Below are 19,352 nucleotides of genomic sequence, written 5' to 3'. Positions count from 1 at the left end.
TGATACATTACGCTTTCAACGACTATAGCAGACCTAATTACCTAACAATGAAAATTTTATGCTTCGTAACGATAATTACTGATAACGCGCGATGAAAATAACCGCTATCAGTCCACCTGAAACCTACACTGACCTCAAGCGCTGTGTAGAATGTGACCATGTTTATCACCGACCCATTTTGAAGATAGGTGAAGTCGCTTACTGTCCTCGGTGCCGAGTGAAAGTGGCGACAGGCAGAGACTGGTCCTTCTCCAGATTATGCTGTCTGGCCTGTTTAATGCTTTGCCTAATGCCCCTTGCTTGGACACTACCTCTAATCGAAATCCGTCTACTCGGCATGACCATCAGCGCCAGTATGCTGGCGGGAGTGATGCAGATGGTTGATCAAGGTGACATCATTACTGCCGCGATGGTCTGTTTTTGCGTTATTGGTACCCCACTGGCACTGGCCCTTTGTCTGGTTTATCTCGCAGTAGGTAAACCGTTGGGGATGAACTTGCGCCCAGTACTATTAGTGTTGGATAAGCTTAAAGAGTGGATTATGTTCGATATCTACTTGATTGGGGTAGTCGTTGCCGCCATTAAAGTGAAGGATTACGCAGACCTGTTTGCAGGCTACGGCCTACTCGCTTTTATCAGCCTTACCCTATTCTATCTCTTGTTAATTATTCATCTTGATGTACAAAGTCTGTGGCAGAAATATTATCCGCAACCCCGGCAAGCGCTAAAGCCAGAAGAGGTAAAATGCTGTATCCATTGTCATTACAGTGGTCAGAGTGATGAGCGTGGGCGTTGTCCTCGTTGTTATGTCACATTGACGCCACGCATTCCTTATAGCTTACAGAAAGCCTGGGCCGCATTGATCAGTTCAATCATTTTTCTCTTTCCGGCCAATCTATTACCGATTTCAATAATTTATCTGAACGGTGCCCGCCAGGATGACACTATTTTCTCCGGAATCGTTTCACTTGCCAGCGGGAATATCCCTGTGGCGATGGTGGTCTTCACAGCAAGTATCTTGGTCCCGATCAGTAAAGTGATTATTTTGTTAGCGCTCCTGATTAGTATTCATATGCGTTGTGCACAAGGCCTAAAAACACGGGTACGATTACTGAGGGCTGTGAGATGGATTGGGAGATGGTCTATGCTCGATCTCTTTGTGATTTCGCTAACGATGTCATTGGTCGATCGTGACCAACTTCTCGCTTTTACAATGGGACCGGCCGCGCTTTATTTTGGTTCCGCTGTTTTTCTTACCATTCTATCCGTAGAATGGCTCGATAGCCGCTTACTCTGGGATGCCCATGCAACAGGAAATGCCGAATACACCGATTAGCGCTACGGTTAAAAAAAAGCGCCGTCTTTCCCCTTTTTGGTTTCTCCCCATCGTGGCACTGCTGATTACCGGGTGGCTCCTATGGAAGAACTATCAAGAAAGTGGAACAACAATCACCATAAATTTCCACACTGCAGATGGTATTGTGCCTGGCCGTACCCCTATCCGCTATCAGGGCGTTGAGATCGGTACGGTTCAAGATATTGTCCTGACAGATAACTATCGCGTGATCAAAATCAAAGCGAGCATCAAAAGTAGTATGAAAGATGCCTTGCGGGCCAATACGAAATTTTGGTTAGTCACCCCACAGGCTTCGCTGGCTGGCGTCTCAGGATTGGATGCTCTCGTCGGCGGTAATTATATCGGTATGATGCCAGGTGATGGCGCTGCAACAGACAGTTTCACTGCATCTGATAGTCAGCCCAAAAATATCGTCAATAACGGTGGACTGATTATTCAACTTCACGCGAATGATTTAGGCTCGCTTAACACAGGATCTCAGGTTTATTATCAAAAAGTCCCCGTAGGTCGCGTGTATGATTACAGTTTTTCCCCTCAAGGCAAAGGCGTGCTAATTGATGTGTTGATCGAAAGACGTTACACGCAGCTCGTTAAGAAAAATAGCCGATTTTGGAACGTTTCAGGGCTACAAGCGACGTTAGGCGCGTCGGGAGTGAATGTTAACCTGACCAGCGTTCCAGCGTTAATCAATGGGGCAATTGCCTTTGATTCTCCTCAAGACTCAGAATCTGCACAGAATCAGGCGCGTTATGAACTCTTTCCTAATCTTGCGGAAAGCAAGCGTGGCGTTAATTTTACGTTAAAGTTACCCAGTGCTGATACCCTTACGGCAGGTTCAACCGCGTTAATGTACCAAGGCTTACAAGTCGGTACGCTTACCCACATCAGTCTGACCGATCAACACCATATTACGGGAGAACTGACGGTCGATCCGAGTGTTGTCGGGTTGATGCGTACAGGGACACGTATCGAGATGCGCCAACCTAGCTTACAAGGCGGTAACCTCTCGGTCGGCTCGTTACTGACGGGTACTGTGTTGCAATTGATCCCGGGGGAAGGCGAAGCGGCGACAGAGTTCACCGTACTGCCTGCGAGTCAATCACTGCTACAAGTTCCTAATAGCCTCACCATTGAATTGACTGCGCCTGAAAGTTATGGCATCGACGCAGGTCAACCCCTAATCCTCAATGGAGTGCCAATCGGCAAAGTTGCGCAACGCACCCTGACCGACCGAGGGGTCGTATTCCAAGTTTCGGTCGAACCACAATATCGCCATTTTATTCATGCCGATAGCCAGTTCATCGCCGATAGCCAGATCCGCATTCGCATGGGACTCGATGGCCTAAAGTTGGTGGGCGCGCCACCACAACAATGGATACAAGGCGGTATTCGAGTGAATACCGGTGAGAAAGGCCAACCGAGCGCACATTATCCCCTTTACGCTGACGACGATGCGGCTAAAGATAAAACGCAAGGGGATAAACCCTCGGTCACGTTAAAACTTAAAGCCTCAAGCCTACCGGATATTCAAGCAGGCAGCGTCGTGCTTTATCGTCGTTACCAAGTGGGGGAGATCGTCGATATCACCCCGAACGCTGACAATTTTATCGTATCGGTGCATATTGCGCCGAAATACCGAAAGTTGATCACTGACTCAAGCGTGTTCTGGGCGGAGGGCGGCGCTCGAGTTCAGTTTAATTCCAACGGTATCACGGTCCAGGCCACTCCGTTGAATCGGGCATTAAAAGGCGCAATCAGCTTCGATAGCCTTTCTGGGGTCACTAAACATCAAGGTAAATATCGCGAGCTGTTTGTAAGTCGTAATGCTGCCAATGCGGTGGGTAGTCAAATTGTCTTCCATACCTTTGATGGCAGTAAATTGGCTACAGGGATGCCCATCAAATATTTGGGTATTAATGTCGGCCAAGTCGAGAGCCTGTCACTCAGCCAGAACTTACATCAGGTTGAGGCCAAAGCGGTACTTTACCCTGAGTATGATCAACATTTTGCCCGCAGCGGTAGCCAATTCTCTGTGGTATCACCGGAAATCTCTTCGAATGGTGTCAACCACTTAGAGTCACTGTTACAGCCTTATGTCAACGTCGATCCCGGGACAGGGAGCGTACGGCGCAGCTTTGAGCTGCAAGAGGATACCATTACCGATTCACGCTACTTAGATGGTCTGAACGTCTATGTCGATGCGCCAGATGCTGGCACCCTTACTGTGGGAACACCGGTCCTCTATCGCGGGGTAGAAGTCGGCACCGTTACCGGTACCTCTCTAGGAAACTTAGCTGACCGAGTACAGATCGCGATGCGTATTAGTACACGTTATCAACATCTGGTCCGTAATAACTCGGTGTTTTGGTTGGCATCAGGTTACTCTCTTGATTTTGGCCTGACAGGCGGTGTCGTCAAAACCGGAACCTTCCAGCAATTTATTCGCGGAGGTATTCAATTTGCGACGCCACCCACGGTGCCACTAGCGCCTGAAGCTGAATCGAATAAACACTTCCTATTGCGCGATGAGGCGCCAGACGGTTGGCAGAAGTGGGGAACGGCTATCCCTCGCCAAGAATAATCCCTCCTACACGGGCAGAATTCCTGCCCGTGTTCATGCTACACTAGGCTTTTGACCGCTATGGATCCCATTGTGAGTACTGAAGCTATCGATTTTCCCGCCCAATTTCTTGAACTCATGCGTCAGGCTCTTCCCAACGATGACGATTTCGCAGCATTTCTCGCGATCAGTCAACGCCCTCTTCGGCGTGCCATACGGGTGAATACTTTAAAAATCAGTGTCACGGATTTTCTAGCCTTAACTACCGACTATCCATGGCAGCTCACCCCTGTCCCTTGGTGCGAAGAAGGTTATTGGGTTCAGCTTAACGATGAGCAGATCCCCTTAGGGAGCTACGCAGAGCATCTCAGCGGCTTATTCTATATTCAAGAGCCTAGCTCGATGTTACCCGTGCAAGCCCTCTTTGCGGCGGAGGAAACCCCTCTCTGCTTGATGGACATGGCCTCAGCACCGGGCTCTAAAACGACTCAAATTGCCGCTAAAATGGCTAACCAAGGGCTTATTGTCGCGAATGAATATGCTGCCAGTCGCGTCAAAGTGTTGCATGCTAACATTAGTCGCTGTGGCGTGGTCAACACCGCGCTTACCCATTTTGATGCGCGCGTCTTTGGTGCAGCCCTACCAGAACAGTTCGATGCAATATTGTTAGATGCGCCCTGCTCAGGGGAAGGCGTGATCCGTAAAGACCCGCAAGCCTTTACTCATTGGAGCCTTGAGAGTACCGAAGAGATTGCCCAGACTCAGCGTGAACTCTTAGTCAGTGCTTTTCATGCCCTGAAACCGGGGGGCCGACTGATCTACTCAACCTGCACCCTTAACACCATTGAAAACCAACAGGTGATTGCGTCACTGTCGACTGCTTTTCCTGACGCAATCGAGGTCGAATCTTTAGCCTCTCTTTTCCCTGGCGCAGAACACGTAGTAACGCCAGAAGGTTATCTTCATGTCTTTCCGCAACGCTTTGATAGCGAGGGATTCTTCGTGGCAAGCCTGCGTAAAACACGCGGCGTAGATCCTCTTCCTCACCCCGGTTTTAAAGTGGGTAAACTTCCCTTCCAACCGGTTTTAGCTAAAACGCAGCAAACGGTTATTGAGCAAGCAGCGTCTATCGGTATCCAATGGGAGAGTTCACTCAGCCTCTGGCAACGGGATAAAGAACTCTGGCTATTCCCTAAGCCTGTTGAATCGCTAATGGGTAAGGTTAAATTCTCACGTCTCGGCTTTCGATTAGCGGAAATTCATAACAAGGGGTATCGCTGGCACCATGAAGCGATAACCGCTCTCGCCACCCCCATGGCAACGACTGTCGAACTCACAGCCGAGCAAGCCGCTGAATGGTATCGAGGCCGAGATATCTATCCGGATACGCCGTTACCTAAAGGCGAATGTTTGGTGAGTTATCAGCAACAAGTGTTAGGACTGGTAAAAATTATTAACCAGCGTATTAAAAATAGCTTACCCAGAGAACTGGTCCGTAACGGTCCACTCTTTAATTAAATGCGGCCCCCTCTGACGGCTAAGTCATGAGAGGGGATAAGGTATGTCAATACAATTAAAGTTTTGTCAGCTTATCCACTTAGCCTTGAGGATACTTTTGATTCTTTACACTGGCACACCCGATCGCTCACCACTATCTTGTTATAATCCCCCAGCCCTTACCCTTTAGGGCCTCTTACCGGCCTTGTTGATTATTTTATTTACCCTCTGGGAACTATAATGAAAAAAATTGCCCGACCTTTTCTGATTTTACTGCCTGCTCTATTAATGACCGTTTCCACCTTTAGCGAGGCGCGTTCGTTCTCGTCAAGGGGCTTTGGTTCGTCGAAGATGTTTAAACGTCCCGTGCAGCAAAAGCCCACTCCAACCGCGACTCCAGCTCCGACGGCACAACAGAACGCTGCCGCCTCGGGTAAACAAGGGATCCCGGGTGCAGAACAATACCGATCCTTAAGCCAACAGGCCCCGTCGCAACGACTTAAAAACGCTATTAATACACGTGGCAATAGCGGTGTGCGACTGACACAACTGGCTATGCTCTACTGGTTACTAAGTAGTAGTAATACTCATGCTTCAGAACTCACTGACGACGATCGGGCTTGGGTGAATAAAGAGATTAAAGAGAAAGAAAAGAACGGTGAAAAACTCGAAGAGAGCGCCCCGCCAGCGGCCAACGCACCGGCCAAGCCATAGGTTTATTTCCGACACCGAACCGCGTAATGATTCGGTGTCGCGTACCCTTATCGACGCCAAGTGCCCTTGATTGGCTTAGCGAAGAGCGCTAATACGGCAATCAGGCTAAACTCAATACTCACTGACCAGCAAATATGGCCAATGATTTCACTCCACAGCTCATAACCATTGAGATCCCATAACCACCCCGTTTGGCCCTCATCATAAACAGGATTACGAAATCCTAGTGCTGGGATCAGAAAACCGTGCATCACAACGGTAATGACTACGCCATAAACGACACCATAACCCATACGGATCTTTGGCCAGTAATAGGCGCCAGCGACATAGACAAAGGCGAATATAAAGCTAAATAGCCAATGGTAGAGGGTAACCGCCCCCAATACTGAATTTCCTTGATAAAGATAATCCAGCGAATGTTGATTGATACCTGCCCACCCCAGCCAGGCATCAATATGGGCACCCGGAGGAGAAATTTCGCCCGCCATGCGGGGAGGCATATTCACCTCGGAGCCCCATTTCACTAAAGAACTCATAAATCCTGCTAACAGCGTGGCCCAGATAATAATTTTACCATTAATTTTAGAATGCATACCAATCCCCTTGTGTCACGCAAGCATAAGAAAAGTTTGCTTGCAGCGGCTAATTCTACGGGGTTGGACGTTGAGGCGAGAGATTTAACTAACGATATATTGCGCAAGATCAACGTAATAGGAGAGATAAGGAGACCCTAATCGGTCTCCCTTAAATTTTAGACTGTATTGCTATGCTTGCTTATTAAGTCGGATAATAATCACTGCCCACACAAGGCTTGCGCACGAGACGTCAAGGGGGAGAGATCCATTTTCTTACCCGGCTGTTGTGGGTCATCGGCTTGAATTAAGGTAATAGGTTGACCTTGGCTTTTCTTCTCATCGACATTCTGTTGCGCGATAGCATTCAGCGGATATTGCATTAGCGTACTGTCATTGATTGCAAACAGGCCGCCATCCTTATCACAACGTAGCATAATCTCTTCTCGAGTAAGCGGCCACTGTTGCTTACCAATTTCACGCCGACTCACCGTAATGACTTCAGAAGCAAAAGATTGTCCACTCACGAGAGTAAGTAATAGTACGGATAAGAGTTTTTTCATTGGAATAGTGCCTTAAATTCGTGATAATAAAACAGCCATGTGACTTAACGCACAGTGTAGCAAATGACGTATTTAAGTGGCAGAAGAAAGCGATATTTTGAACGCTTACCTGCCTAGAAGGAGCACATTATCATGACATACAATCTCGCTGAGCTCAGTGCGGAAGCTAAAGATCAACTTAATACCGAGTTAGCGGCAGCTGGAGTCGCCTTTAAAGAACGTTACAATATGCCCGTTATTCCGATTCATATTGAAAACGAACAACCCGAGTCATTACGCGCGCACTTTCAAGAAAAGCTGACGACCTATCGCCAGCTTTCTGTGACGTTGTCACGCTTACCCTATGAGCCTAAGCTCAAGACTTAGGCCAAGACCCATTGGCTAAGCCTATCAAGAAAGCGCACTCCCGAGCGATATCGACATAGGCTTGATAGCGCCCGGATTTCCCCCCATGTCCTGCATCAAGATCGGTATAGAGCAGGAGTTGATGATCATCGGTTTTCAATTCTCTGAGCTTAGCCACCCATTTTGCGGGCTCCCAATACTGGACTTGTGAATCATGTAAGCCTGTCGTCACAAACAGGTGGGGATAGTCCTGTTCACGTACATTATCGTAAGGGCTATAAGCCATAATAGTTTGGTAATCCGCCTGAGAATTAGGATTGCCCCACTCCTCATACTCACCCGTTGTGAGTGGGATCGATTCATCTAACATTGTGCTCACCACGTCGACGAAAGGCACCTGTGCAAGAATGCCGTGAAACAAGGTGGGAGCGATATTACTGACCGCAGCCACCAGTAAGCCACCGGCACTCCCTCCCATGGCATAGCAACGTTGCGGATCGCCCATCCCCTGCGCCAACAAATGTTGTGTGGCATCGATAAAATCGTAGAAGCTATTCATTTTGTGACCAAGCCGTCCGGCGTCGTACCATGCTCGGCCCAACTCCCCCCCACCTCGCACATGCACCATGGCGTAGATAAATCCTCGATCGAGTAAACTTTGTCGGGTGAAGCCAAAGTCAGCCTCTAGCGCGGCCCCGTATGCGCCATAGCCATAAACCAGCAGTGGATTTTTGCCAGGTTGTAAGCAGTCCTTACGCCAAACGAGGGAGACGGGGACCTGAACGCCATCACGCATGGTCAACCACCGCCAGTCGCTCTCGTAATCACTCTCTTCATAGAGCGGGATATGGACTTGCTTTAAGCATGTCAACTGGTGTGTAGTCAAATCCCATTCATAGGTAGTGGTCGGTGTGGTAAAGCTGCTGTAACCAAAACGTAAGCGAGAACTATTGGCGTCGGGGTTATGTCCAATCCACACCACGCCATTTTCCGCCTGCTTAGGCAATTCTAACCGCTGCCCATCAGCGAGAGAATATTGGCAGAGAATCATTTTACCCTGTTGGCGTTCTTCGGTGACGAGCCACTCGTTGAATAGCTGAAAATCTTCCAGTATACGTTCTTCTGATACCGCGATAAATTGCTGCCAGCTGTGCTCCGATGTCTCAGTTTCGCCACAACGGTAGAGCCCGAAATTGATCCCCTCTCGGTTGGAGCGAATAAAATAATGGTCTTGAAAGTGATCGATACTATATTCGTGATTTTCGCGTCTAGGCACAATACAACGCGGAGGTAAGTGCGGCTTGTCGGCATCGATTGACCACACTTCACTTGTCGTCGAACTCTCTAGCAGAATAAAAAGCCGTTGCTCGGAACTACTGCCCGTTAAGCTGACGTAATAGCTATCGTCTTGTTCCTCATAGACTAAACAATCGTCTAGCGGATCCGTTCCTAATTTATGTCGCCACACCTGCCAAGGTAACAACGTCTGGGGATCTTGCTTGATATAAAACAGTGTCTGTCCATCATTGGCCCACACAATTGAGGGTGAGATCCCTTCGATTACCGTATCAAGCCAGGTTTGATCGGTTAACCGTTGAATACGTAACACATATTCCCGCCGAGACAGATAATCTTCAGTCACTGCCATATACCGGTGATCTGCCGTGATCTCTAATGCACCCAGTTCGTAATACTCCGCGTTATGCGCACGCTGGTTACAATCAAGCAAGGTTTGCCACGGCGCCTCGTCGACATCCTTGCGCCACACCCAATGGGGATAGTCATCCCCCTGCTGGTAACGCTGTTGATACCAATGCCCCGCCTTCAAAAAAGGTACCGAATGATCATTTCCGGGAATTCTCGCCGTCATTTCCTGATATAGCGTTGCCTCAATGCTGGCTAGTGGAGCCAATTGTTGTTCACACCACTGATTTTCAGCCGTCAAATAATTAATGACATCTGGATCCGCGCGCTCATCATCTCGCAACCATGCAAAGTTATCTTCTCGTGTTTCACCGTGCATCTGATGAATGGAAGGGATTCGACGGGCTTGTGGAGGAGTCATCATGGCGTTAGATACCGATTAATAGAGTGATACCCTCAGTATCGCATGTTTCACTTGTCCTTACCTACTTTCCAGCATTCCTCGTTGAACGTGCCAACGCAAACGTTTTCGTTTAGACTAATCAGCAATTATTTTTTTAGTTTAGGAAAGTGTTATGCGAAAGTTCGGTACCGCGTTACGAGAGAATGCAACCAAAGTGATGTTGTTGGGTTGTGGTGAGTTGGGGAAAGAAGTGGCCATCGAATGTCAGCGGTTAGGCATTGAAGTTATTGGCGTAGATCGGTATGAAAACGCGCCAGCAATGCACGTTGCTCATCGTGCGTATGTCATCGATATGTTGAATGGTGATGCCTTGAAGTCGGTGATCGCTCTAGAACAGCCGGATTTTATCGTACCGGAAATCGAGGCTATTGCGACTGGGACACTCATAGAGTTAGAGGCGACAGGCTTAACCGTGGTGCCGTGCGCTCGGGCAACACAACTCACGATGAATCGTGAAGGTATTCGTCAATTAGCCGCTGAGCAGTTGGCCCTTCCGACCTCTCGCTACCGTTTTGCTAGCCAGCAACAGGAATTTTTAGAAGCTGTCGAGGCCATAGGCTTCCCATGCTTCGTCAAACCCGTGATGAGTTCTTCGGGTAAAGGGCAAAGTCTGCTTCGTCACCGCGATGAGTGTGACGCAGCGTGGGATTATGCCCAACAGGGTGGACGTGCTGGCGCAGGTCGGGTAATCGTAGAAGGATTAGTCGACTTCGACTTCGAAATTACCCTACTCACTATTAGTGCCGTCGATGGGATTCATTTCTGCACGCCCATTGGCCATCGTCAGGAAGCGGGTGATTACCGTGAGTCATGGCAGCCGCAACAGATGAGCGAGATTGCATTGGTCCGTGCTCAAGATATCGCCCGGCAAGTCGTTACCGCCCTCTCAGGATTTGGTCTATTTGGTGTCGAACTCTTCGTGCGGGGTGATGACGTTGTCTTTAGTGAGGTTTCTCCTCGTCCGCATGATACGGGGCTGGTCACCCTTATCTCCCAAGATCTCTCTGAATTTGCCCTACACGTTCGCGCTTTCTTAGGATTACCCATCGGTCATATTCGTCAATATGGACCTGCTGCCTCCGCGGTTATTTTGCCAACGCTACACAGTGAGGCGATTAGTTTTGTGGGGCTTGAAAAGGCTTTAGCGGCGGGTAAACAAGTCAGACTGTTTGCTAAACCCAGTATTGCGGGACGCAGACGGTTAGGCGTGGCATTAGCGATAGGCGAAACCGTAGAGCAAGCAGTCTCAGCGGCGTTAGCAAGCGTTGAATCGATTGATGTCTCAGACAGCAAATAAAAAAACCGCCAGTCTAGCTGGCAGTTATTCGTTACTCTAATGGGGTTTCAGACTCGTTCCACGACCGTCCATCACGGGTGATCATCGCGACGGAGGCAACTGGGCCCCAAGTACCTGCTTGATAAGGCTTGGCCGATTCACCATCCTTCTCCCATGCTTCAATGATCGAGTCAACCCATGTCCATGCCGCTTCAACTTCATCACGGTGAACAAACAAGGCCTGGATCCCACGCATTGATTCCAACAACAAGCGTTCATAGGCATCGGCTAAATGACTTTCGTTGAAAGTTTCGGAGAAACTTAAGTCTAATTTAGTCGTTTGTAACTTATGCTTATGGTCTAAACCCGGAACCTTGTTCAGGATCTCAATATCGACGCCTTCATCGGGCTGTAAGCGAATCGTCAACTTGTTCTGCGGGAGTTGAGTGTAAGACTCTTTAAACAGATTCATTTCTGGGTTTTTGAAATAGACAACAACCTCAGAGCATTTCGCGGGTAAACGTTTACCGGTACGTAGGTAGAAAGGTACCCCCGCCCAACGCCAGTTATCGATATCTACGCGGATAGCAACAAAGGTTTCTGTCGAACTAGTTTTGTTCGCCCCTTCTTCATCAAGATAACCCGGTACCTTTTTGCCTTGCACAAAGCCAGCCGTATATTGGCCACGGACGGTTTTCTCCCGCACATTAGTGTGATCAATTTTACGTAATGAGCGCAACACTTTGATTTTTTCATCACGAATGCTGGCTGCGGTTAAATCGGATGGCGGCGACATCGCAATCATCGTCAACACCTGCAGCAGGTGGTTTTGAACCATATCGCGCATCTGACCAGCCTGATCAAAATAACCCCAACGCCCTTCTATCCCGACTTCTTCGGCAACAGTGATTTGCACATGATCAATGGTTTTGTTATCCCAGTTGTTCACGAAGATAGAGTTCGCGAAACGCAGGGCCAATAGATTAAGTACCGTTTCTTTACCCAGATAGTGGTCAATACGGAACACTTGGCTTTCATCAAAGAACTCACCAACGCTATCATTGATCTCTTGAGACGTTTCGAGAGACGTCCCTAAGGGTTTTTCCATCACCACCCGGGCAGGCTTAGCATTTAATTTCGCTTGGCCCAATCCCTTACAGATCGCCCCAAATGTGCTCGGTGGCATCGCAAAGTAGTTAACGGTCACGCGATTTTTCTGATCCAGCAGCTTGCCTAACTTTGTGAAATGCGCCGATTCATTGACATCTAGATTGCAAAAGTCTAAGCGTGCGCTGAGTTTTGCCCAGATCGCTTGATCGATCTCCTCTTTCATAAAGGTTTTAAGCGCTTTATCGACCTCTTGGGTATAGGTCGCCTTGTCCCAGTCTGCACGACCTACACCAATAATTTTCGTTTCATCATTGATTTGGCCGGCTTTTTCCAATTGGTATAACGAAGGTAATAGCTTACGGCGTGCCAGATCACCCTTGGCTCCAAAAATTACCAGATCGCAAGCCTGGACTGTTTGCGTTGACGCCATTTTATTCTCCTCGTTCTAACGTAAATTAGCGAAAACCCGCTAAGGAGTTCATTAGATTCATATTGTTGCCCACTTTACTGCGATTACAGTAGTGAGGTAAATAGTTTGCTGTGTGAAATCATTGTCGACTACCGCCGAGACGTTAATCGGTTGTTAAACGGGTAGCTAAAGTTGTACCCTAAAACCATTGCGAGCATTTATCGTTTTCTGCGATATTGAGTGTAATACCCATCCTCAACCACTGGGTTTTCTCTTCACTGATGATCTTACTGGAGTTGTCCATGTCCCCACGCCTTAGACGAACGAAAATTGTTACTACTTTAGGCCCTGCCACTGACCGCGATAATAATCTCGAAAAAGTGATTGCCGCGGGGGCCAATGTTGTACGACTTAACTTTTCTCACGGTTCTGCTGATGATCACCTCGCCCGCGCGAACAATGTTAGAGCGATTGCGAATAAACTGGGCCGTCATGTAGCAATTCTAGGGGATTTGCAAGGGCCTAAAATTCGCATCTCCACTTTCCGAGAAGGTAAGATCTTTCTGAATGTCGGTGACCCCTTCACCTTAAATGCCACCTTACCCAAAGGTGAAGGAACCCACCAACAGGTGGGGATCGATTATAAGGCACTTCCTCAGGATGTTAGCGCTGGCGATATTCTGTTACTCGACGATGGCCGCGTGCAACTCCGCGTCACTGCAGTTGAAGGGGATAATATCTTAACCGAGGTCACAGTAGGCGGTCCTCTATCGAACAACAAGGGGATTAACAAACAGGGGGGTGGTCTCTCTGCTCAAGCCCTTACCGATAAAGATAAAGCGGATATCATTACGGCTGCAAAAATAGGGGTCGACTACCTTGCCGTCTCCTTCCCGCGCTGTGGTGATGACTTACGCTATGCACGGCGTTTAGCCGAAGAAGCCGGGTGCCAGGCGAAAATTGTGGCAAAAGTGGAGCGCGCTGAAGCCGTCGCCACACAAGCCGCTATGGACGATATTATCCTAGCCAGCGATGTCGTCATGGTCGCTCGAGGCGATCTCGGCGTTGAAATTGGCGATCCTGAACTAGTGGGTATACAAAAAAACTTAATCAGCCGCGCTCGTCAGTTGAATCGTGCCAGTATCACCGCAACACAAATGATGGAGTCGATGATCACTAACCCCATGCCAACTCGGGCTGAGGTGATGGACGTTGCCAATGCTGTATTAGATGGTACGGATGCGGTCATGCTTTCTGCTGAAACGGCTGCGGGTCAATATCCTGCAGAAACTGTGCTCGCCATGGCGAATGTCTGTCTTGGAGCAGAAAAAATTCCTAAGGTGAATGTCTCTCGTCACCGTTTAGACATTCAATTCGACAATATCGAAGAGGCTATCGCAATGTCTGCCATGTACGCAGCCAACCACCTTAAGGGGGTAACTGCCATCATCACCATGACAGAATCTGGTCGCACCGCATTAATGACTTCGCGGATCACTTCCGGCCTGCCTATCTTTGCGCTCTCGCGACATGAGGCAACCCTCAATAGTACGGCGCTCTATCGTGGCGTCACCCCAGTCGCGATTTCCGGTTATACCGATGGCTTATTGGCGGTGCACGACGCGGTGAGACTTCTTAAAACCAAAGGATATCTGCACGGGGGGGATTTAGTCATTGTCACCCAAGGCGATGTAATGGGCGCTACGGGTACCACCAACACGCAGCGCGTCATTACCGTTGAATAACCGATACAGCCGCTTACTCGGCTGTTTTTTTATTTGTAGGGAAAGAGGTCTTTACGGCGATAAGGCTTTTCTTCACCTGCTTGGCGCGTTTTAAGTAACTCAAGGATCCATGTATATTGTTCTGGGTTCGGCCCGACAAAAAACTCAACCTCTTCGTTCATCCGCCGCGCAAGGGTTTTGTCATCAGCATTGTCGAGGTCATCCATTGCCGGACGTACAAAAATTTCGAGCTGATGCCGACGACTGTCATAGACAGGAAACAATGGTACGACCTTCGCACGGCACACTTTCATTAGCCGCCCAATCGCCGGTAATGTCGCCTTATAGGTGGCAAAGAAATCCACAAATTCGCTGTGTTCAGGCCCATGGTCTTGGTCAGGTAAATAATAGCCCCAATAACCTTGTCTGACGGAGGCAATGAAAGGTTTAATACCATCGTTGCGAGCATGCATGCGGCCACCAAAACGACGACGTAGTCGGTTCCAAATGTAATCCATCAGCGGATCTTTTTGATTATGGAACATTGCCGCCATTTTTTGACCTTCCGACGCCAGCAGCATCGCCGGAATATCGACCGCCCAACCATGAGGCACTAGAAAAATAACATTTTGTCCTGATTGTTGATAGCACTCGATAATATCTTTACCGTGCCAAACAATCTTTTGCCGAACTCGTTGCGGATCACGTAGCGCTAACTCGGCCATTAACACCATCGATTGCGGTGCGGTAGCAAACATTTCATCAATAATGTTTTCACGTTCCGCTACGGAAAGATCAGGAAAACAGTAGTGAAGATTAATTTGCGCGCGACGTCTGGCTCCCTTCGCTCGCTGACCGACCCATTTTCCAAGTTTTCCTAATAGCGGATCACGCAGGCTGGCTGGTACATACGCCAACCCTCCTGCCACGCCAATGGCTAACCATTTCCCCCAAAACTGCGGTTTAAGGAAGGAACGCTTGAAGACAGGAATAAACTCTGAAGGGTTACGTTTCTCGTTAGTCATGCACTCGCCTCTTATAAGAAGTGGCTAATGATAGTGATGGAGAAGAGTTTTGCAATAGACTTTTGCGCGGAACCACGGATACAGGCACAACCGTGTTCCCGAAAAAAAGGCCATGCATGATGCACGGCCCTGTAGGCGTTGACTCACCTTAAAAGGTCAGTTGGCTCTGCCACGCTTTAACCTGCGCAAGATAGGTCTTGCGTTCTTTACCCGTGAGACCTTCCATCCGCGGCAGTTTTGCCGTGAGCGGATTAACCGCTTGATTGTTAATCCAGATTTCAAAATGCAAATGTGGACCGGTTGAGCGACCAGTATTACCTGATAATGCGATACGGTCCCCTCTTTTGACTTTCTGTCCCGGTTTAACCAGCAGACGGCTGAGGTGCATATAGCGCGTCATGTATTGTCGACCATGGCGAATGGCAACATATTTTCCCGCTGCGCCGCCTTTTGCGTTAGCCACGACGACCTCGCCGTCTCCTGTCGCTAAAACCGGCGTACCGATTGGCACAGCAAAGTCAACGCCACGGTGCGGAGTAATTCGCCCAGTAACAGGATTCTGACGCCGTGGGTTAAAATTCGATGATACTCGATACGTTTTAGCCGTAGGGAAACGTAAAAATCCTTTTGCGAGGCCAGAGGCATTCTGGTCATAAAACTTGCCATCTTCCGCACGAAAAGCATAGTAATCCTTGCCAGCTGAGCGAACGCGCACGGCTTGAAGCTGGCTTTGCATACGCTTACCTGCCAGTACTTCGCGCGAGAAAATAGTACTAAATTGATCACCACTACGCAGTTTACGAAAATCCATCTGCCATTGCAGAGCTTTGATGACCGAGGCAATCTCACTAGCAGACAGTCCAGCCTGCTGTGCACTGCTCGCAAAACTTCCTTTTACGGTTCCAGCCAATCTATTATCTTGCCACTCGCCCTGCTGTAATTGACGCTCCATACTGTAAGTACCATTTGGTCTACGAGTATAGTGGCGTGTTTCACGACGTGAGATTTCCCAATCTAAAGTATCTAATTCCCCGTCAGCAGTGACTTGCCAATTAAGGCTTTGCCCAACATTAAGATTACGCAGCGCGCCATCACTTCCCACCAGGGCATTGATATTAGAAAGATCGATGCCATACTGATTTAGCACACTGCTAAGCGTATCGCCCGATGAAACTGTATATTCTTTTGCGTATTGCGTACTTTCTGTCTCTTTTTGATCGGCAGGCAGATCGTCATCAGGTAAAGGTGTGGTTTGGTCATCAGGTTCGGAAGCGTCTGTTCCGGTTAGGTGTTGGCTAGCTTCTAGTTCAATCTTACGAACTAAGGTCTCTTTATTCTGGTCGTGGTGAGTAATGAGCGGCTGCCAAATGGCAACCGCAAGAGTCATAGCGGTCAATGACCCCAACATAACACGATGGGGTTTGGGTAATGTGTTAAGCGCGAGAGCGACAGAACGAGCAATCTGTTGCACTGTATAATTTCCTCATTAGTTCATTGGTTTCAGACAGCTCACATACTGGCTCGACAATTGTGAGAGGAATTTCACATAACTGTCCTGCGATAAGCTGATATTGCTTCCCAGGGGATCTAAAGTGCCCTTCTGCACTTTTGTTCCTCGAGAAACCGCATCGATGACGGCTGGTCTGAATTGTGGCTCAGCAAAAACGCATTGCGCTTTATGCTCAGTCAACTGTGTTCTTATTTCGTTTAACTTCTGTGCACCCGGCTGAATTTCAGGATTCACCGTGAAATACCCTAGTGGCGATAGGCCGTAGTGCTGCTCAAAATAGGTGTAAGCGTCATGAAAAACATAATACCGCTTATCCTTCACTGCATTCAGCTGCTGACGAATATGTTCATCGGCATCTTTTAAACTGACTTTAAATTTTGACAGATTGCTGTCTAATTTTGTTTTTTGTGCGGGCATCGATTGGACCAATCGATCATGGATAGCCGTGGCACTCATCAAAGCGATTTCTGGAGACAACCAGATATGCAAATTATAAGTTCCTCGATGAGAATGACTATCAGACATTTCCCCATCAGAAGATTTTACAGATTGTAGTGTATTCGTAGGCGACGAAGAATGATCGTGATCATCTTCTACTTCACCGACCAAATGAGATTGAATCACGGGTAAAGCTGATAGTTCAAGGTTTTTATTCGCCGCTAGCTGTGAAGCACTACGTGTAATAAAGGATTCCATTTCAGGGCCTACCCATACCAATAGGTCTGCGTTTTTTATCCGACGAACGTCGGAAGGCCGTAACGCGTAATCGTGTTCCGAAGCACCATCGGGGAGTACCACCGTAACAGGCGTTACGCCATCAGCAATCGCAGCAGCAATAAAACCCAGTGGTTTAATGGATGTCACCACATCGGCTTGCGCTAAGCCATTCATTCCCAACATGATAGATAAACCCAAGGCGAGTTTAGGTAAATGTTTTTTTCTTTTCATGATTACTGGTGTCTCAGCTATTAACCTTAAATGGAGTTGTGATAATATAACATCTCGTTTTGAAATGAAAACTGATTAACCATGTCATCGAACTTAGTTACTTTAGAAAATATCGATGTTGCGTTCGGGCAAAAACAGGTCCTGCAAAATATCGCCTTAAGTTTGCAACCGGGCAGGATATTAACGTTGCTTGGCCCTAACGGTGCAGGGAAATCGACCCTAGTGCGACTGATTCTTGGGCTTATTACGCCGACCCGCGGCACCGTAGATAAAAAATCGGGGTTGCGTATTGGCTATGTTCCGCAAAAATTACACTTAGATATCACTCTCCCCCTAACGGTTGATCGCTTTTTACGGCTAGCCCGTCAGTCTAAAAATGCAGATATTCACGCCGCGTTACAACGTGTGAACGCCGGGCACCTTCGCCTGTCGACGATGCAAAAACTCTCTGGCGGAGAGATGCAACGTGTACTATTGGCCCGAGCATTGCTGGGTAAGCCCGAATTATTAGTGCTCGACGAACCTACCCAGGGTGTCGACGTCAATGGTCAGGTGGCGTTATACGATCTCATTAACCAGCTACGCCATGAACTGCATTGCGCTGTCCTCATGGTGTCCCATGATCTCCATTTAGTGATGGCCAAAACCGATGACGTGCTCTGCCTCAATCATCATGTTTGCTGTTCAGGCCCACCCGAAGTCGTCTCGCAACACCCTGAATTTACCGCAATGTTTGGTCCACGCGCGTCCCAACAATTGGCTATTTATCGGCATCATCACAATCACCGTCATGATCTCAAGGGACGGATAGTATTACGTAAGGAGAATGAGATCTCATGATTGAATTGTTACTGCCAGGCTGGTTGGGAGGGATATTACTCACCCTCACCGCTGGCCCGCTGGGATCTTTTGTTGTCTGGCGTAAAATGTCCTATTTCGGCGATACTCTCGCCCATGCGTCTTTATTAGGCGTCGCCATTGGGCTATTATTAAATGTTAATCCATGGTATGCAGTGATTGCCGTAACGCTGATCCTCGCTATTCTCTTGGTCGTGCTAGAGCATCGCCCTCACTTAGCGATCGATACGTTATTGGGAATCATGGCACACAGTGCCCTCTCTCTTGGATTAGTCGTCGTGAGTTTGATGCATAATGTCCGCGTGGATTTAATGGCCTATCTGTTCGGTGACCTTCTATCAGTGATGCCCGCAGACCTAGCCCTAATGGCAGGTGGCGTGGTGATTGTACTGGCCGTTATCATCTCGCAATGGCGCGCACTGCTATCAATGACCGTCAGTCCCGAGCTGGCCCAAGTGGATGGCGTCAATTTAGCGCGTACCAGAATGTTATTGATGCTGGTTACCGCCCTAACCATTGGTGTATCCATGAAATTCGTCGGTGCGCTGATTATTACCTCGTTACTGATCATCCCTGCAGCCACCGCTCGCCGCTTTGCGCGCTCCCCCGAGCAGATGGCGATTTTCGCGACCCTAATCGGCATGGTGGCGGTCACCGGCGGACTGACCTTCTCCGCTTATTACGATACCCCTGCCGGCCCGTCGGTTGTCCTTACGGCCAGCGCCCTGTTTATACTCAGTGGTTTAAAGAAGATGTCACATTAGCCCTTATGCCTCG

At 48.5% G+C, this 19,352-nt stretch carries 16 protein-coding genes; 9 read left to right on the top strand and 7 right to left on the bottom strand.

Translation table 11 applies throughout. From position 1 onward, the window contains the following. Positions 1-91 precede the first annotated feature (91 nt). The 4 genes from yebS (at position 92) to BMX14_RS07895 (ending at position 6,128) form a co-directional block, all read left to right on the top strand. Positions 92-1,336, top strand: coding sequence for a membrane integrity lipid transport subunit YebS (yebS, locus tag BMX14_RS07910; RefSeq protein ID WP_092675198.1), 1,245 nt, complete (start codon positions 92-94; stop codon positions 1,334-1,336). After that, positions 1,305-3,938 carry a PqiB family protein gene (locus tag BMX14_RS07905; protein ID WP_092675195.1) on the top strand — a complete coding sequence of 878 codons (2,634 nt, stop codon included), beginning with the start codon at positions 1,305-1,307 and terminating at the stop codon, positions 3,936-3,938. Before yebS ends, BMX14_RS07905 begins: the two co-directional genes overlap by 32 nt. A gap of 72 nt (positions 3,939-4,010) precedes the next feature. Next, positions 4,011-5,435 carry a 16S rRNA (cytosine(1407)-C(5))-methyltransferase RsmF gene (rsmF, locus tag BMX14_RS07900; protein WP_408011866.1) on the top strand — a complete coding sequence of 475 codons (1,425 nt, stop codon included), beginning with the start codon at positions 4,011-4,013 and terminating at the stop codon, positions 5,433-5,435. Between the two features lie 219 nt (positions 5,436-5,654). Beyond that, a complete protein-coding gene (locus tag BMX14_RS07895; protein ID WP_092675189.1) occupies positions 5,655-6,128 on the top strand; it encodes a hypothetical protein in 474 nt (157 codons plus the stop codon). Between the two features lie 47 nt (positions 6,129-6,175). On the opposite strand, the gene BMX14_RS07890 is transcribed toward BMX14_RS07895, so the two are convergent. Beyond that, positions 6,176-6,721, bottom strand: a complete 546-nt coding sequence (locus tag BMX14_RS07890) for a DUF1440 domain-containing protein (RefSeq protein ID WP_092675187.1) — start codon at positions 6,719-6,721, stop codon at positions 6,176-6,178. Positions 6,722-6,921: 200 nt separating this feature from the next. Then, complete coding sequence (locus tag BMX14_RS07885; RefSeq protein WP_092675183.1) at positions 6,922-7,263, bottom strand: DUF2511 domain-containing protein; 342 nt, start codon at positions 7,261-7,263, stop codon at positions 6,922-6,924. Between the two features lie 132 nt (positions 7,264-7,395). Between BMX14_RS07885 and BMX14_RS07880 the strand changes: the two genes are divergently transcribed. Continuing rightward, positions 7,396-7,629: a DNA polymerase III subunit theta gene (locus BMX14_RS07880; RefSeq protein ID WP_092675180.1), complete on the top strand. Its 234-nt coding sequence runs from the start codon at positions 7,396-7,398 to the stop codon at positions 7,627-7,629. On the opposite strand, the gene BMX14_RS07875 is transcribed toward BMX14_RS07880, so the two are convergent. After that, positions 7,619-9,673, bottom strand: coding sequence for a S9 family peptidase (locus BMX14_RS07875; RefSeq protein WP_177173117.1), 2,055 nt, complete (start codon positions 9,671-9,673; stop codon positions 7,619-7,621). The two genes, BMX14_RS07880 and BMX14_RS07875, sit on opposite strands and share 11 nt — an antisense overlap. 154 nt (positions 9,674-9,827) lie before the next feature. Between BMX14_RS07875 and purT the strand changes: the two genes are divergently transcribed. Then, positions 9,828-11,012 (top strand): formate-dependent phosphoribosylglycinamide formyltransferase, encoded by a 1,185-nt coding sequence (gene purT, locus BMX14_RS07870; protein WP_092675174.1) that lies wholly within the window; start codon positions 9,828-9,830, stop codon positions 11,010-11,012. 31 nt (positions 11,013-11,043) lie between these two features. On the opposite strand, the gene zwf is transcribed toward purT, so the two are convergent. Beyond that, positions 11,044-12,531, bottom strand: a complete 1,488-nt coding sequence (gene zwf, locus BMX14_RS07865; RefSeq protein WP_092675171.1) for a glucose-6-phosphate dehydrogenase — start codon at positions 12,529-12,531, stop codon at positions 11,044-11,046. 281 nt (positions 12,532-12,812) lie between these two features. Here zwf and pyk point away from each other — a divergent pair, with 281 nt between their 5' ends. Then, the gene (gene pyk, locus BMX14_RS07860) at positions 12,813-14,255 is read left to right on the top strand and encodes a pyruvate kinase (protein ID WP_092675168.1); all 1,443 of its coding nucleotides are present in this window, start codon (positions 12,813-12,815) and stop codon (positions 14,253-14,255) included. A gap of 29 nt (positions 14,256-14,284) precedes the next feature. Here pyk and lpxM read toward each other — a convergent pair whose 3' ends face one another. The 3 genes from lpxM to znuA all read right to left on the bottom strand — a co-directional run bounded on the left by lpxM (position 14,285) and on the right by znuA (position 17,717). Continuing rightward, positions 14,285-15,259 (bottom strand): lauroyl-Kdo(2)-lipid IV(A) myristoyltransferase, encoded by a 975-nt coding sequence (gene lpxM, locus BMX14_RS07855; RefSeq protein WP_092675165.1) that lies wholly within the window; start codon positions 15,257-15,259, stop codon positions 14,285-14,287. A gap of 148 nt (positions 15,260-15,407) precedes the next feature. Further along, entirely contained in the window at positions 15,408-16,730 is a 1,323-nt protein-coding gene (gene mepM / locus BMX14_RS07850; RefSeq protein WP_092675162.1) for a murein DD-endopeptidase MepM, read from the bottom strand. A gap of 15 nt (positions 16,731-16,745) precedes the next feature. Next, positions 16,746-17,717, bottom strand: a complete 972-nt coding sequence (gene znuA / locus BMX14_RS07845; RefSeq protein WP_092675159.1) for a zinc ABC transporter substrate-binding protein ZnuA — start codon at positions 17,715-17,717, stop codon at positions 16,746-16,748. Positions 17,718-17,798: 81 nt separating this feature from the next. On the opposite strand from znuA, the gene znuC reads away from it, so the two are divergent. Further along, complete coding sequence (gene znuC, locus BMX14_RS07840) at positions 17,799-18,557, top strand: zinc ABC transporter ATP-binding protein ZnuC (protein ID WP_092675156.1); 759 nt, start codon at positions 17,799-17,801, stop codon at positions 18,555-18,557. Continuing rightward, positions 18,554-19,339, top strand: coding sequence for a zinc ABC transporter permease subunit ZnuB (znuB, locus tag BMX14_RS07835; protein WP_092675154.1), 786 nt, complete (start codon positions 18,554-18,556; stop codon positions 19,337-19,339). Before znuC ends, znuB begins: the two co-directional genes overlap by 4 nt. The last annotated feature ends 13 nt before the right edge of the window (positions 19,340-19,352 follow it).

The organism is Rosenbergiella nectarea (assembly GCF_900111105.1).
GTDB lineage: Bacteria > Pseudomonadota > Gammaproteobacteria > Enterobacterales > Enterobacteriaceae > Rosenbergiella > Rosenbergiella nectarea.
This window is presented reverse-complemented; position numbering and strand designations above follow the sequence as displayed.